This window comes from Hymenobacter sp. UYCo722 (assembly GCF_040547115.1).
Lineage (GTDB): Bacteria > Bacteroidota > Bacteroidia > Cytophagales > Hymenobacteraceae > Hymenobacter.
Window position 1 is genome coordinate 697,766 of the sequence record NZ_JBEPPC010000001.1, and the last position, 13,483, is coordinate 711,248.

Genomic DNA, 13,483 nt, shown 5'->3' on the forward strand with positions numbered 1-13,483 from the left:
AGATTGCCCATGAAGTACAAATGAAACCAAAAAAAGTAGCGCAAGCGGCTGCTTACGCTACTGGTTGGGTCTACTTCAGCGAATTCAGCAGCTGCTCCAACTGGTATTCGTCGGGAATGAGCACGTCGCGGGCCTTGCTGCCCTCGAAGGGTCCCACGATGCCGGCGTGCTGGAGTTGGTCAATCAGGCGGCCGGCGCGGTTGTAGCCCAGCTTGAGTTTGCGCTGGAGCAGGCTGGTGCTGCCCTGCTGGTGCAGCACGATGCAGCGGGCCGCGTCCTCGAACATGGAGTCGCGCTCCGAGGGGTCCATTTCCTCGTTGCCGCTGCCGGCATCGCCATCGGCTCCGGCCACTTCGGGCAGCAGGTAGGCGTCGGAGTAGCCCTGCTGCTCACCAATGAAGTCGCAGACGCGGTCCACTTCCGGCGTGTCGATGAAGGCGCACTGCACCCGAATCAGGTCGGAGCCGGCCGAGAACAGCATGTCGCCCTGGCCAATGAGTTGGTCGGCTCCGCCGGTATCGAGAATGGTGCGCGAGTCGATTTTACTGGTCACCTTGAAGGAGATGCGGCAAGGGAAGTTGGCCTTGATGATGCCGGTAATCACGTTCACCGAAGGGCGCTGGGTGGCCACGATGAGGTGGATACCGATGGCGCGGGCCAGCTGGGCGAGGCGGGCAATGGGCGTTTCCACCTCCTTGCCGGCGGTCATCATCAGGTCGGCCAGCTCGTCGATGACCAGCACGATGAAGGGCAGGAAGCGGTGGCCTTTCTTGGGGTTGAGGCGGCGCTCGATGAACTTGGCGTTATACTCCTTCAGGTTGCGGCAGCCGGCTTCCTTCAGCAGGTCGTAGCGCCGGTCCATCTCCATGCAGAGCGAATTCAGCGTGTTCACCACCTTCTTCGTGTCGGTGATGATGGCCTCGTCGGTGTCGGGCAGCTTGGCCAGGTAGTGCCGCTCAATCTTGTTAAAAATGCTCAATTCCACCTTTTTGGGGTCGACGAGCACGAACTTGAGCGTGGCCGGGTGGCGCTTGTAGAGCAGCGAGGCCAGAATCACGTTCAGGCCCACCGACTTGCCCTGGCCCGTGGCCCCGGCCATGAGCAGGTGGGGCATTTTGGCCAAATCGGCCACGAACACCTCGTTGGTGATGGTGCGGCCGAAGGCGATGGGCAGGTCCATTTCCGAGCGGGCAAACTTCTCCGAGCCCAGCACCGAGCGGATGCTCACCATCTCCTTTTTCGTATTCGGCACCTCAATACCAATGGTGCCCTTGCCCGGAATGGGCGCGATGATGCGGATACCCAACGCGGCCAGGCTCAGGGCAATGTCATCCTCGAGGGCCTTGATTTTGGAGATGCGCACCCCGGCCTCGGGCACGATTTCGTAGAGCGTCACCGTCGGTCCGATGGTGGCCTTGATGCTGGCGATGCTGATGCCGTAGTGGCCCAGCGTCTCCACGATGCGGTCCTTGTTGGCCTCCAGCTCTTCCTTGGTGACCTGGGCTTTGGCCACGCCGTAGTCGTTGAGCAACTCCAGGGTGGGGAACTGGAAGCGCGAAAGCTCCAGCGTGGGGTCATAGTTGCCGGCCGGCATGGCGTCGGCATCCTCGTCCTCATCGGCCACGGCCGCGATGTCGGCCCCGGCGTTGGGGTCAAGGTCGTCGCGGCCGGGCACCGTAATTTCGAGCGGGCGAGGCGGGGAACCAAGGAGCGGCGAGCGAGTAGCGGGCAGGTCCCCATCGGCCAAATCGGCCAGCGAGAGCGGCGTAGGAATCGCGGAAACCGGGATGCCAGGAGTTGCAGCGGGCTCTTCGGCAACAGGCATTTCGATGGAGAAAGCCGGGCCGCTGGCCGCCAACGGCGCAACGGCGGCCGCCAGTGCGCCTCCGGCAACCGATGTGCCGAGCGAAGAAGCGGCGGCAGCGGTTCCTACTGCGCTGGCCCCGACGGCTCCGGCGACGCTCAACGGCAAGCTGGCACCGGGGCGCGGGGCGGGCTCATACTCTTTCACGGCAGACGCGGTTGATGCGAGCGCCTTTTCATCCTCATCCTCATCGGCCAACTCCAAAGCGGGGCCAGCGGCTTGTGTTGCCACGGCCGTATCGGGGGCCCCGGGGCGGGTTTTAAGTACCATAGCCGGGACATCGGCCGCGGGGGCCGGGCGCACAGCAGCGGCCTGCTCGGCGGCAATTTCGGCTTCGAGCTCGGCGTCTTCGTCGGGGTCATCATCGGTGCTGAGGCGGCGGAAGCTCCCCAGATTCAGGCTGGTGACGTTGAAAAAGAACACCACGAACGAAATCAGCAGGAAGGCCAGCAGCAGCACCGTGCCCCAGCCAATGAGGCTATTAAGCCACGACGCAGCCTCGTAGCCCACACCTCCGCACAGAAAATCGAGCCGATGAGCCAGCACGGGGTCGGCCCCGTCGAGGCTCACCACCACATAGCCCATCAGGATGCTCAACCAGGCCATCGCGAACAAGCCCAAGGCCAGCACGTAGCTCACCGAAACCGGCGCGGCGCGGAACACAATCTTGTATCCGAGGAAAAACACGACGGGAATGAGGGCAAAAGCCGCCACGCCAAACAGCTTGTAAATGAACAGTTCGGCGGCCCAGGCCCCGAGCAGGCCCAGCCAATTGTGCGATTCCGCGCCGGCCTCCTTCACCGGCAAGGTGCTCATGGCCCCCACCACGCTCTGGTCGGCGTGGCCGGTGAAGAGGAAGGAGGTGAAGGCGATGGTGAGGTAAAGACTGCCCAGCAGCAGCCCAAAGCCCACGAACAGGTGGAAACGGCGGTCGCGCAGCAGGCTCAGCAGGTTGCCCACGCCGGGTAGGGGGCCACGCGGGGCGCGGGGCGGTTTGGCGGGTTTGGCCGCCGGGGCCTGAGTGGCGCGAGCGGTTTTGGGCACGTTGGCAGCGGCGGGGCGAGGCTCCGGACGAGCGGCGGGCGCGGGCGCGGGGTCGTTGGCCCGGGGCTCGTTGCGGCGGTTGGCCCGGGGCTCGTTCGGGCGGTTGGCCGTGGGGCCGGCGGGAGTGTTTTTATAACGGTTATCGGCCATTCGACGGATGCAGAAAGGTCAAATTTACACAATGCGGGCGGGATGCAACAGGTGATTATGGAACGCCATGCCGAGCGCAGCCGAAGCATCCCGCGTGAAGCAGTAAATCAATCGATGGAATTGCTACCCCGCGCGAGATGCCTCGGCTGCGCTCGGCATAACGTTTTTTAATGAGCCGCCCCCCTGCCCCACCCTAGCTGCGCGGATGAAACTCGGTAATCACCTGCCGCAGGAAGTCCCGGTCCAGGTGGGTATAAATCTCGGTGGTCGTGATGCTGGCGTGGCCCAGCATTTCCTGCACGGCGCGCAGGTCGGCCCCGCCCTCAATCAAATGGGTGGCAAACGAGTGCCGCAGCGTGTGCGGGCTGATGGTTTTACGCAGGCCCGCCTGCTCGGCTAGCTTCTTGAGGGTGGTGAAGACGGTGATGCGCGAAAGCGGCCGGCCATTCTTGCTCAGAAACGAGAAATCTTCGCTGCCGGGCTTGATGTCGAGGTGCCCGCGCACGCTGCTGAGGTAGAAGTTGAGGTGCTTGAGGGCTTCGCGGCCCACGGGCACCAGCCGTTCCTTGTTGCCCTTGCCCACCACTTTCATAAAGCCTTCGTCGACGTAGATATTGCTTAGTCGCAGGTCGCAGAGCTCGCTCACGCGCAGGCCCGACGAGTAAAGCACTTCGAGCAAGGCGCGGGTGCGCAGGCCTTCGTCGGTGCTCAAGTCGATGGCGGCCAGCAGCTGCTCCACCTCGGGGTAGCTGAGAGTATCGGGCAGGTGGCGGCCGGTTTTAGGGGCTTCCAGGGTATCGGTGGGGTCTATTTTCAGCAAGTCTTCCATGATGAGAAAGCTGAAAAACGCCTTGAGGCCCGAAAGCGTGCGGGCCTGCGAGGTGGCGCTCAGGCCCAGGCCTTGCAGCGTACTGAGAAATTCGCGCAGCACGGCAGTGCTCACCTGCGTGGGGCCGATTGGTAGTTTTTGGATGACAAGAAACTGCTGGAGCTTGCTGATGTCGCGGACGTAGGCCTCCACCGAGTTGGGCGAGAGCGACTTTTCGAGGCGCAGGTAGCCGTCGAACTGTTTGAGGGCTTGGGGCCAGGTCATGGGCGGAGGAATATTCTGAGCCCAAAGAACGTCATGCTGAACGCAGTGAAGCCTCTCTACTGCGTAAGTAAATGATTACTCTTCGAGGTAGAGCGGCTTCACTGCGTTCAGCATGACGTTCTTTTGTAAGCAAACTTATCCTTAACGATGGACATTCTTATTCTCAACGGCCCCAACCTCAACCTGCTTGGCCGCCGCGAGCCCGGCATTTACGGCAACCGCTCGTTCGACGACTTTTTCCCCGAGCTTCAGCAAGCCTTCCCGCAGCTTTCGCTCACGCATTTTCAGAGCAACCACGAGGGCGCGATGCTGGATAAGCTGCACGAAGTAGGCTTCAACCACCACGGCATCGTGCTGAACGCCGGCGGCTACACTCATACCAGCGTGGCCCTGGCCGATGCCGTGGCCGCCATCAACTCGCCCGTGGTGGAGGTGCACCTGAGCAACCTGCACGCCCGCGAAGATTTTCGCCAAAAGAGCCTGCTGGGGCGCAACTGCGCCGGCAGCATCAGCGGCTTCGGGCTCGAAAGCTACCGGCTGGCCGTGCAGTGGTTCGTGAACCAGCAGCCCAAACGCGTTGGTTTTCGGGTGTGATGATTCAGGGGCTACACTCGGCTTGAAAAGGCGGCAGCATGTGCCAATACGGACCCTTATTGACACAAAAAAACTGTCGGTGGAGCGGATGAAATCAGTTACGGTTAGCGACAACAGCAGTGTTCTCCGCCCATTACCATCCGCGTCCGTTTGCACCAAAATCCTTCGCTCGACGGTTGGTATAGCCGCTACCTTTGCAGCGGCGGCGCGCTTCTCCCCTAGCCTTTCTTCCTCATGTATACCTTCAATCCCGGGCCTTCGGCCGTATATCCGGCCGTTCGGCAGTACCTCACCGATGCCTTCGATGAGGGCTGGCTCTCGGCTCCGCACCGCTCTGAAAAGGTCACGGCCCTAGTGCGCCAGACCGTGACCGACCTCAAAACCAAGCTCAACGTACCGCAGGATTACACCGTGCTGTTCACGGGCTCGGCCACCGAGAGCTGGGAAATCCTGACTCAGAGCCTTACGCCGCGCCGCTCATTTCACCTGTACAACGGTGATTTTGGCGAAAAATGGTTCAAGTACGCTAAGGCCCTGCGGCCGGATAGTACGGGCCTGAGCTTTGGGCTCGATGAGGTACCCGACGTGGCCAGCCTGCCCTTCGCCCCCGACGATACCGACCTGGTGTGCATCACCCAGAACGAAACCAGCACTGCCACCCAGCTGCGCGAGGGCTTCATCCTGAACCTGTATAATCGCCTCGGCGGGGCCCTGCTGGCCGTGGATGCCACCAGCTCGCTGGCCGGGCTTAACCTGAAATACATCAAAGCCGACGTGTGGTTTGGGTCGGTGCAGAAGTGCTTCGGACTACCCGCCGGCCTGGGGGTGCTGATTTTATCGCCCCGCGCCGTGGCCCAGGCCAAGCTCGTTAACGACCGCGCCCACTACAACGGCCTGCCCGCCATGCTGAGCCAGATGCTAAACCACCAGACTAACTACACGCCCAATGTGCTGGGCATTTACCTGCTCAGCCGCGTGCTGGCCGACCGCGAGCCCATCAAAGCCATCCATCAGCACCTGGCCGACCGCGCCCAGAAGCTCTACGACTTCTTCGAGCAAGCCACGCCGCTCAAGCCTTTCGTCACGAATCCCGAAACGCGCAGCACTACCGTCATCGGCTTGGCCGGCGACGCGGCCCTCATCGAAGAAATTAAGGCCAAGGCCCGGGAGGCCGGCCTGCAGCTGGGCAGCGGCTACGGCCCGCTCAAAAGCACCACCATTCGCATCGCCAACTTCCCCGCCGTACCCGATGCCGCTTTCGAGGCACTGGTGCAGTTTTTCGCCAAGGAATTTCCGGGGTGAGATGCATTAAAAATTAAAAATAAAGAATTAAGAATGAGCACCCGTCAAGGGTTCTCCTATTTCATTTTTAATTTTTAATTCTCAATTTTTAATTATCGTCATGCTCAGCCTCCAGCAAATATTCTCCGTCACGCTCACCCTCTTCGCGGTGATTGACATCATCGGCTCCATCCCGATTATCATTCAGATTCGGCAGCGCGAGGGGCAGATTAAAGCTGAGCTGGCCACCTTCGTGGCCGGCTGCCTGATGGTGACTTTTCTGTTTCTGGGCCAGAGCATTTTGCATCTGTTTGGGGTCGACAATGAGAGCTTTGCGCTGGCTGGCGCGGTCATCATCTTCCTTATCGGGCTCGAAATGATACTCGGCATCCAGCTTTTTCATTCCGACCTCACGGCCAGCACCGGCTCCATTGTGCCGCTGGCGTTTCCGCTCATCACCGGGGCCGGCACCATGACGACGCTGCTCTCGCTGCGCGCCGCCTACACCCTGCCCAACATCCTGGTCGGCATCCTGCTCAACCTTGTTTTCGTGTACGCCGTGCTCAAAACCAGCCCCTGGATTGAGCGCAAGCTCGGTAAAGCTGGCGAAGACGTGCTGCGCCGCGTGTTCGGCGTGATTCTGCTGGCCATCGCCATCAAGCTGTTTAAAGCCAATTTTTAGTGCTTGGTTGTTGGTGCTTGGTGCTTGGCTATTTCTGTTGAATGGCCTACACTAAGCACCAACAACCAAGTACCAAGCACCAATTATGATTCACCTGTTCACCGATGGCTCGGCGCGCGGCAACCCCGGCCCGGGCGGCTACGGGGCCATTCTGCGCTACGGCCCCCACGAGAAGGAGCTCACTCAGGGCTTCCGCCACACCACCAACAACCGCATGGAGCTGCTGGCCGTGATAGTTGGCCTCGAGGCCGTGACGCGCCCCGAGCTGCCCATCCGCGTCGTGTCCGACTCGAAGTACGTGGTCGACGCCGTGGAGAAAAAGTGGGTTTTTGGCTGGGAGAAGAAACCCGATTTCGGCAAAAAGGCCAACGAGGATTTGTGGCGGCGCTTCCTGCGCATATACCGCCAGCGCAAGGTCACCTTCCACTGGATAAAGGGCCACGCCGGCCACGCCGAAAACGAACGCTGCGACGTGCTGGCCGTGCAAAGCGCGCTGGGCAAAGGCCTGGTGGTGGATGAGGGGTATGAAAAAGGCGGATTGAATGCTGAGGATTGAACGTTGAGTTAAAAGCCAGATTCAACCTTTAACATTTAAAACCTAACCCGCCCCCGTTGCCCAACGACTACTTCCAGTTCCAGCGGTTTCGCATCGAGCAAAGCCAGTGCGCCATGAAAGTCAGCACCGACGCCTGCCTGCTGGGCGCGGCCGCCGACCTCACCGGTGCCACCCGCCTACTCGACATCGGCACCGGCACCGGCCTGCTGGCCCTGATGGCCGCCCAGCGCCACCCCACCGTCGCAATCGAAGCGGTGGAAATTGATGCGTCGGCCGCAACCCAGGCGGCGGCCAATGCGGCAGCCAGCCCGTGGGCCGACCGTATCGGAGTACGCGCCCTGAGCTTGGCTGATTTCGCGGCCACGCAACCCCGGTATTTCAGCCACATTGTTTGCAACCCGCCGTTTTTTCGGCAGTCGCTCCGCTCGCCCGACGCAGCCCGTGCTACCGCCCGCCACGAGGCGGCCGACTCGCTTTCTTTTGAATCGTTAGCGGCTTTCGCGGCGGCATTTCTACTACCAACCGGTTTGCTAACCGTTCTGCTGCCGCCGCTGGAGATGCGGGCGTTCGAGCGGGTAGCGGCGGCGGTGGGGTTACCCCCGGCTACCCGCCTGGTAGTGCGGCATCGGCCTGGCAGCCGGCCGCTGCGCCACATTACCGGGTTTCGGCGGGGTGCGGGGCCAACGCGGGAATCCGAGCTGACGATTCGGACCGCCGAAAACGAGGCGGAATATTCGGCCGCGTTTCGGACGTTGCTGGCGGGGTTTTATTTGGCCCTGTAGCACTCACTTGGCTTCCGTAGCACCGCCAGCCGGGTACAAGCGGAAGCCAGCTGCCGTAAGCCGCTACAGTAGCCCGGCCAGCAGGCCCAGCTTCTCGCGGTGCAGGCTATCGAGCAAATCGGCTTCCAGGGTGCCAAATTCCGCCGCCGCGTAGTGTCGCTGCACGCGGCCGCCCACCAGCACGGATATTTCGTCGCAGGTTTCGGTGAGCGCGCCCAGGATGTGCGAGGTGAGCAGGATGCCCGTGCCCCTGTTACGCAACCGCCTCAGAATTTCCTTCAGCAGCAGGTTGGCTTCGAGGTCCAGCCCGTTGAAAGGCTCGTCGAGGATGAGGTAGTTGAAGCGCTGCACCAGCAGCGCGAGCAGGGCCAGTTTTTTGCGCATGCCGGCCGAGTATTCGTCGGCGTACTGGTCGAGGGGCAATTCCAGCAGCTTGTTCCAGCCAGTGAAGTCGACCACCGCCCGGCCGCGGGCCTGCAAGCAAAACTCCAGGTACTCGCGCCCGGTGAGGCGCGGGTAGAAGTACGGCTCGTAAGGCAACAGGCCGCAGTGCGCGCGCACCGGGGTGCCCGCCGTGTCCTGAATAGTACCCGCAAAGTCGTTTTCCAGCCCATAGAGGCAATTGATGAGGGTAGTTTTGCCCGCGCCATTGGCTCCCACCAACCCATGAATAGTACCGGGAAGCAGGTTTAGGCTCACCTCTTGCAGCACCATGTGGTGGCCGAAGGCTTTGCGCAGGTTTAGGATTTCAAGCATGGATAATCGGATTGCCAAGGATGCTGCGCATTCGCCGCTGGCTTTGCCAGATGAGCCCTCCCACGGCCACCAGCAGCAGCACCGGATACACCGGGTGCGCAAATAGCGTGAGTGCCACGCCCACCACCAACGCCTGCGTGGTGCGAATATGCACGGCATTGGGGTAGAAGGCATATTTGGTGAGAATCAGCAGCGCCACCAGCCCCAGCCAGAACGCGGCCACGGCCAACGCCCCGGCTCTGCCCGCCGGCCCCACCGCCAGCAGCCAGAAAAACGGGGCCGCCGTGAGCGCGGCATAACTCAGGCCCAGCCCCAGCCGCCGCCGCAAAAACGGCCCCGGCGCACGAGCCGCCAGCACCAGCATGGTAACGGGTTCGGGCGTACCGTAGCAGGACAGCAGCACCAGCAACCACACCAGCAGCGCCACCCCCGGCCCCAGCGGCGAAGCGTGCTGCCACAGGGCCCCGCCCAACAACACCGGCCAGCCCCATTGCCCGCCGCCACGCAGCCCGCTCACCAACTCAAACGCCTCGCTGCGAAACAGGCTGCGCACGCGGTGCCGCGTGTGCTGAATATCCCGCGCCGGCGGTAGCAGCGCCACCATTGGTGCCAGCACCACCGTACCCACTGCCGCCCCCCAGTCCTGAAAAGCAGCCAGTACCCCGGCAATCAGCAGCGCCACAAACCCGTACTCTACGGCTAGCCAGCGCCGAAAATGGGGCGCGCTAATAGCCAGAAAGCGTAAGTCGGACCGCTGCCGATGCCCTACCGCCAGTTGCCCTACCACCAGTAGCGGCAACCCCCATTGGGCCTGGGGGTGCCGGGCGGCCAGCACGAGGCCCTGCCCCAAGGCCACCAGCACCACCGGCAATAACAGCGCCAGCCGCAGCCAGCCAATTTCGCGCAGCAAGCGGCCCAGCAAGCGAACGCGCAATAACAGGTAAGCCCGAAGTGCCAGCATGTCGGTGGTAACGATGGCTGCTACCGAACTATTGTCCGGGGCTGCAGCTGGAGGCCCATGGAAAATTGAGTAGACGGACTTTTGAGTGGTCGCAGAATTTAGTACCAGCGTAGCAGCAACTTAGCAAAACCTCCTCGGCAGGTCGTACCAATTTTCTGCCTTGCGTTCATCATCAGGCCATTTTTAAGTTAATTAGTACCCTGAACTAGATTCCAGCTACCATAATAGCACCCAATTAATGCCGTCTAAAACCGCTGTTAATCAAGCAATTTTAAGCAGTATTACACAAGTAATCGTAGCAAAAGGGCGGTCATGCTGAGCATAGTCGAAGCATCCCATTCATTACTTACGAGGTAGAGATGCTTCGACTGCGCGGACGCAAGATGAAGCATGACGTTCCATTTAATACGCTTAACTTATGCGTGACTAATTATGCCCATCAAAAAGCTTTTCCTACTGCTGCCTTTCTGCGCGCTCGTTGCCGCGCTGAGCTTCGCCACCCCCGCTTTTGCACAAGGCCGCGATACGGTGTTTGCCGTGCAAAAGCTTTTTCGCGAGAAACGGGCCGATGGGGCCGGCTACTCGGCCGCCGCCGGGAGCGCCGTTTCGCGAGCGCAGTATACCGCCCGACGCCCCGACGGCCGCCCCACTGCCCAGGAAGCCCGGCAGGACGTGCTGGCCGGAGCCGCTTTCGCCGCCGTCGGCATGGTGAAAACGGAGCGCTACAGTGCCGGGCGCGAAGCCGCCATTATCGAAGGCTACGCGCTGGGCAATCCCATTCCGGCCGATATCCGTCGCAAGCTGCGGCGCAAGCACTTTCATCGAACAGCCCAGGACGTAGACCCCGCCCGCTTATGACGGGGCCGGCAATTACCCCTCCACTTCGCTAAAGCGAATGCCGTAATCAGCCGCCAGCTCGTCGAGAATAGGCTCATACAAATCAGCATCCACCGGGATAAGCACCCCGCGCTGGGCTACTTCGCCGCGCAGCAGACGGCGCACGGCCATGCCCAGCGGCAGGCCCACGGTTTTGGCCATGCCGGTGTGGGTGGCATCGTCGCCCTCTACGGCCAGCGACGAGGTGAGGCGATGCGTAGCACCATTCAGCTCAAACTCGAAAAGGTGCTGCATCACAATCAAGTCGTGGTCATGGGGTTGCAGCTGCCATTTTTCGGCCAGCAGGCGCTCCAGCAACTGGGCTGGCGTAGCATGGGCATGGCCCACGGGGCGCTCCGAAAATATTCCCAGCCAGCTCAGACGGCTCATTTCTTCGCCGGTGGGGTTCAGACCGAGGTAAGTGGCCGTGCGCTGGGCCACATCGAGGTGCGGAATGTGCGAGGTGGGCAGGTAAGCGGCCACCAGTTCGGCCCAGGTCAGGGTTTCGGGGTTATCGAGGTTCACAGTGTCGTCGGTCAGGCCCAGGCGTACCAAGGCATTCCAGGCGGCGCAGTAGCCCGGCCGGCGCAGCGTACCGCGCAGAATAGTCGGAACTGCATCGAGCCCGTAAGGCGCACGGTAGCTCAGCGAATCCCGGTTGGCGTAGCCTTCAAAATCGCCATACTCGGGTACGGTCAGCGTTTCGGTGCGGGCGAACAGCTGCTGGTAGGGTATAAAGCGCGGCAGCCCGTTTTCAAGGAATTTGGCCGTGCCCTGGCCGGCCAGCACCACGTTGCGCGGGTTCCAGGTGAACTTATATTTCCAGGGATTATCGCCCTCCGCAGCCGGGACCAGCAGGCCGCCGCAGTAGCTTTTGAAACTGGTAATTACCCCACCCCGCGCCCGAATGTGGGCAATGGCCCGCATAGCCGACATATGGTCGAGGCCCGGGTCCAGCCCACACTCCATAAGCAGGGTGACGCCGGCGGCGGCAGCTTCATCGTGCAGCGCCCGAATCTCGGGGCTCACGTAGCTGGCCGTGGCCAGATGCCGGCCGTGGCGCACGCAGGCCCGCGCCACCACCGCATGCAGCGTAGCCGGCAGCATCGAAATCACGGCATCGGCCTGGCTCACCAACTCTTCCAACTGGGCCTCGTTGGCCAGGTCGAAGGGCACGGCGCGGGCATATTCGGAATGAGCAGCCAGCACCGGCACCAAGTGCGCGGGGTTCACGTCGGCCACGGTCAGAAACCAGTTTTCGGTGGGCGCGTGGCGTAGCAGGTACTGGATGAGGGACGAGGCCGAGCGGCCGGCCCCAAGTAGCAATAGGCGGGAAGTCATGCGGCAAAAGTAGAACGTTGAGCTGAATGAGGAATGAGGAATGAGGAATGAGGAATGAGGAATGAGGAATGAGGAATGAGGAATGAGGAATGAGGAATGAGGAAGTTTAAGCACTGTCCGCTATTTCCAATTCATAATTCATCATTGTTCATTTTTCATTAAGCGCAGCGTATTACCTTCGCCGCCCCCTAAACCCATCCGCATGGCTCGCATTTCCCGCCAGCATCTCATTAATTTCGAAGCGCTGGACGCTGTCGCCGACCTCACCCCGGCCGAACAAACCACCTGGCAGGCTGCCCGCGACGCCACCAGCCACTCCTACGCGCCCTATTCCGGGTTTCATGTGGGCGCGGCCCTGCTGCTGGCCGATGGCACCGTTTTCAAAGGCACTAATCAGGAAAACGCCGCCTACCCCTCGGGCCTCTGTGCCGAGCGCACGGCCTTGTTCGGCCTGGCCGCTGCGCAGCCTGGCCACGCGCTTATCGTAGGCATGGCCGTGGCCGCCCGCCCCAGCGACGGCGATTTTGGTCCCGCCCTCCCCTGCGGTGCCTGCCGCCAGGTAATGTTGGAGTATGAAACCCGGCAAGGCCAGGCTATTCCATTGCTGCTGCCCGGCCGCGACGGCAAGATTCTGCGCTTCAGCAGCCTTAGTGCCATCATGCCTTTCAACTTTTCGGCCGACGACCTTCCCTCGATTTAATTGCTCATGTTGAGTTGTCAATTGTGCGTTATCAGCTGTAAGCAGTGGATAGCTTCCTGAATAGCTTGAACACCAACAACGACCAACTGGCAACTACACCCCCAATATGGAGCACCATCTCACCGTAGCCCGCACGGCGCGCTACCAGCAGTTGGGCGAGCTTTCCAACCGCACCCGGCGCGTCTGGTTTGTCTGTCACGGCTATGGGCAGCTGGCGAAATATTTTGTGCGTCACTTCGCTTTTCTGACCGAAAACCAGGCTGATACCGTGGTTATCGCCCCCGAAGGCCTATCCCGCTTTTACCTGCAAGGCAATGGTGGCCGCGTAGGCGCCAGCTGGATGACGCGCGACGACCGCCTGGCCGAAATCGACGACCACATTGGCTTTCTCAATCAGCTGGCAGCACTGGTACTGGCTAAGTGCCCGGCCGAGGTAGAAATTACGGTTCTGGGCTTCTCGCAGGGCACTGCCACCGTCGGCCGCTGGCTCACACGCGCAATTTTTCGTCCTGTACACCTCATCCTGTGGGCCGGTGGCTTCCCCAACGATATTGCCGCTGATGCGGCCCGCAAACTACTCGCATCGCTGCGCCTGAGCCTCGTCATCGGCACCGCCGACGAATATATTTCCGTCGCCGAGGCTACCGAGCAGCAACAGCAGCTAGTACAATTGGGAGCCGCACCCAACTTAGTTGTTTTCGAAGGCCGCCACGAGCTAAGCCGTGCCGTACTGGAAAGCCTGGCAGCGTAAGCGCGCTAAGGTCCGAAACAGAACGTCCAGCCGAATGGAATTACCCTCTAAT

Annotated in this window: 13 protein-coding genes; 8 read left to right on the forward strand and 5 right to left on the reverse strand. The window is 61.4% G+C overall.

The genetic code is table 11. From position 1 onward, the window contains the following. Window positions 1-70 precede the first annotated feature (70 nt). Entirely contained in the window at window positions 71-3,058 is a 2,988-nt protein-coding gene (locus tag ABIB44_RS03065; protein WP_354583151.1) for an FtsK/SpoIIIE family DNA translocase, read from the reverse strand. Between the two features lie 193 nt (window positions 3,059-3,251). Next, window positions 3,252-4,151, reverse strand: a complete 900-nt coding sequence (gene xerD, locus ABIB44_RS03070) for a site-specific tyrosine recombinase XerD (protein WP_354583152.1) — start codon at window positions 4,149-4,151, stop codon at window positions 3,252-3,254. A gap of 147 nt (window positions 4,152-4,298) precedes the next feature. Between xerD and aroQ the strand changes: the two genes are divergently transcribed. The 5 genes from aroQ (at window position 4,299) to ABIB44_RS03095 (ending at window position 8,046) form a co-directional block, all read left to right on the forward strand. Further along, window positions 4,299-4,745 (forward strand): type II 3-dehydroquinate dehydratase, encoded by a 447-nt coding sequence (gene aroQ, locus ABIB44_RS03075; RefSeq protein WP_354583153.1) that lies wholly within the window; start codon window positions 4,299-4,301, stop codon window positions 4,743-4,745. Window positions 4,746-4,979: 234 nt separating this feature from the next. Continuing rightward, window positions 4,980-6,047, forward strand: a complete 1,068-nt coding sequence (locus tag ABIB44_RS03080) for an aminotransferase class V-fold PLP-dependent enzyme (protein WP_354583154.1) — start codon at window positions 4,980-4,982, stop codon at window positions 6,045-6,047. Between the two features lie 100 nt (window positions 6,048-6,147). Continuing rightward, on the forward strand, window positions 6,148-6,708 hold the full coding sequence (locus ABIB44_RS03085) for a MarC family protein (protein ID WP_354583155.1): 561 nt from the start codon (window positions 6,148-6,150) through the stop codon (window positions 6,706-6,708). An 85-nt stretch (window positions 6,709-6,793) separates the two neighbouring features. Further along, a complete protein-coding gene (rnhA, locus tag ABIB44_RS03090; protein ID WP_354583156.1) occupies window positions 6,794-7,264 on the forward strand; it encodes a ribonuclease HI in 471 nt (156 codons plus the stop codon). 56 nt (window positions 7,265-7,320) lie between these two features. Next, complete coding sequence (locus tag ABIB44_RS03095; protein WP_354583157.1) at window positions 7,321-8,046, forward strand: tRNA1(Val) (adenine(37)-N6)-methyltransferase; 726 nt, start codon at window positions 7,321-7,323, stop codon at window positions 8,044-8,046. A 63-nt stretch (window positions 8,047-8,109) separates the two neighbouring features. Here ABIB44_RS03095 and ABIB44_RS03100 read toward each other — a convergent pair whose 3' ends face one another. Further along, window positions 8,110-8,802, reverse strand: coding sequence for an ATP-binding cassette domain-containing protein (locus ABIB44_RS03100; protein WP_354583158.1), 693 nt, complete (start codon window positions 8,800-8,802; stop codon window positions 8,110-8,112). Further along, window positions 8,795-9,736: a hypothetical protein gene (locus ABIB44_RS03105; protein ID WP_354583159.1), complete on the reverse strand. Its 942-nt coding sequence runs from the start codon at window positions 9,734-9,736 to the stop codon at window positions 8,795-8,797. The genes ABIB44_RS03100 and ABIB44_RS03105 overlap by 8 nt, the downstream gene beginning before the upstream one ends. 459 nt (window positions 9,737-10,195) lie before the next feature. Between ABIB44_RS03105 and ABIB44_RS03110 the strand changes: the two genes are divergently transcribed. After that, entirely contained in the window at window positions 10,196-10,621 is a 426-nt protein-coding gene (locus ABIB44_RS03110) for a hypothetical protein (protein ID WP_354583160.1), read from the forward strand. Window positions 10,622-10,633: 12 nt separating this feature from the next. Here ABIB44_RS03110 and ABIB44_RS03115 read toward each other — a convergent pair whose 3' ends face one another. After that, a complete protein-coding gene (locus tag ABIB44_RS03115; protein WP_354583161.1) occupies window positions 10,634-11,980 on the reverse strand; it encodes a saccharopine dehydrogenase family protein in 1,347 nt (448 codons plus the stop codon). A gap of 202 nt (window positions 11,981-12,182) precedes the next feature. On the opposite strand from ABIB44_RS03115, the gene ABIB44_RS03120 reads away from it, so the two are divergent. Continuing rightward, a complete protein-coding gene (locus ABIB44_RS03120) occupies window positions 12,183-12,680 on the forward strand; it encodes a cytidine deaminase (protein ID WP_354583162.1) in 498 nt (165 codons plus the stop codon). A gap of 106 nt (window positions 12,681-12,786) precedes the next feature. Then, entirely contained in the window at window positions 12,787-13,431 is a 645-nt protein-coding gene (locus ABIB44_RS03125; protein WP_354583163.1) for an alpha/beta hydrolase, read from the forward strand. Window positions 13,432-13,483 lie beyond the last annotated feature (52 nt).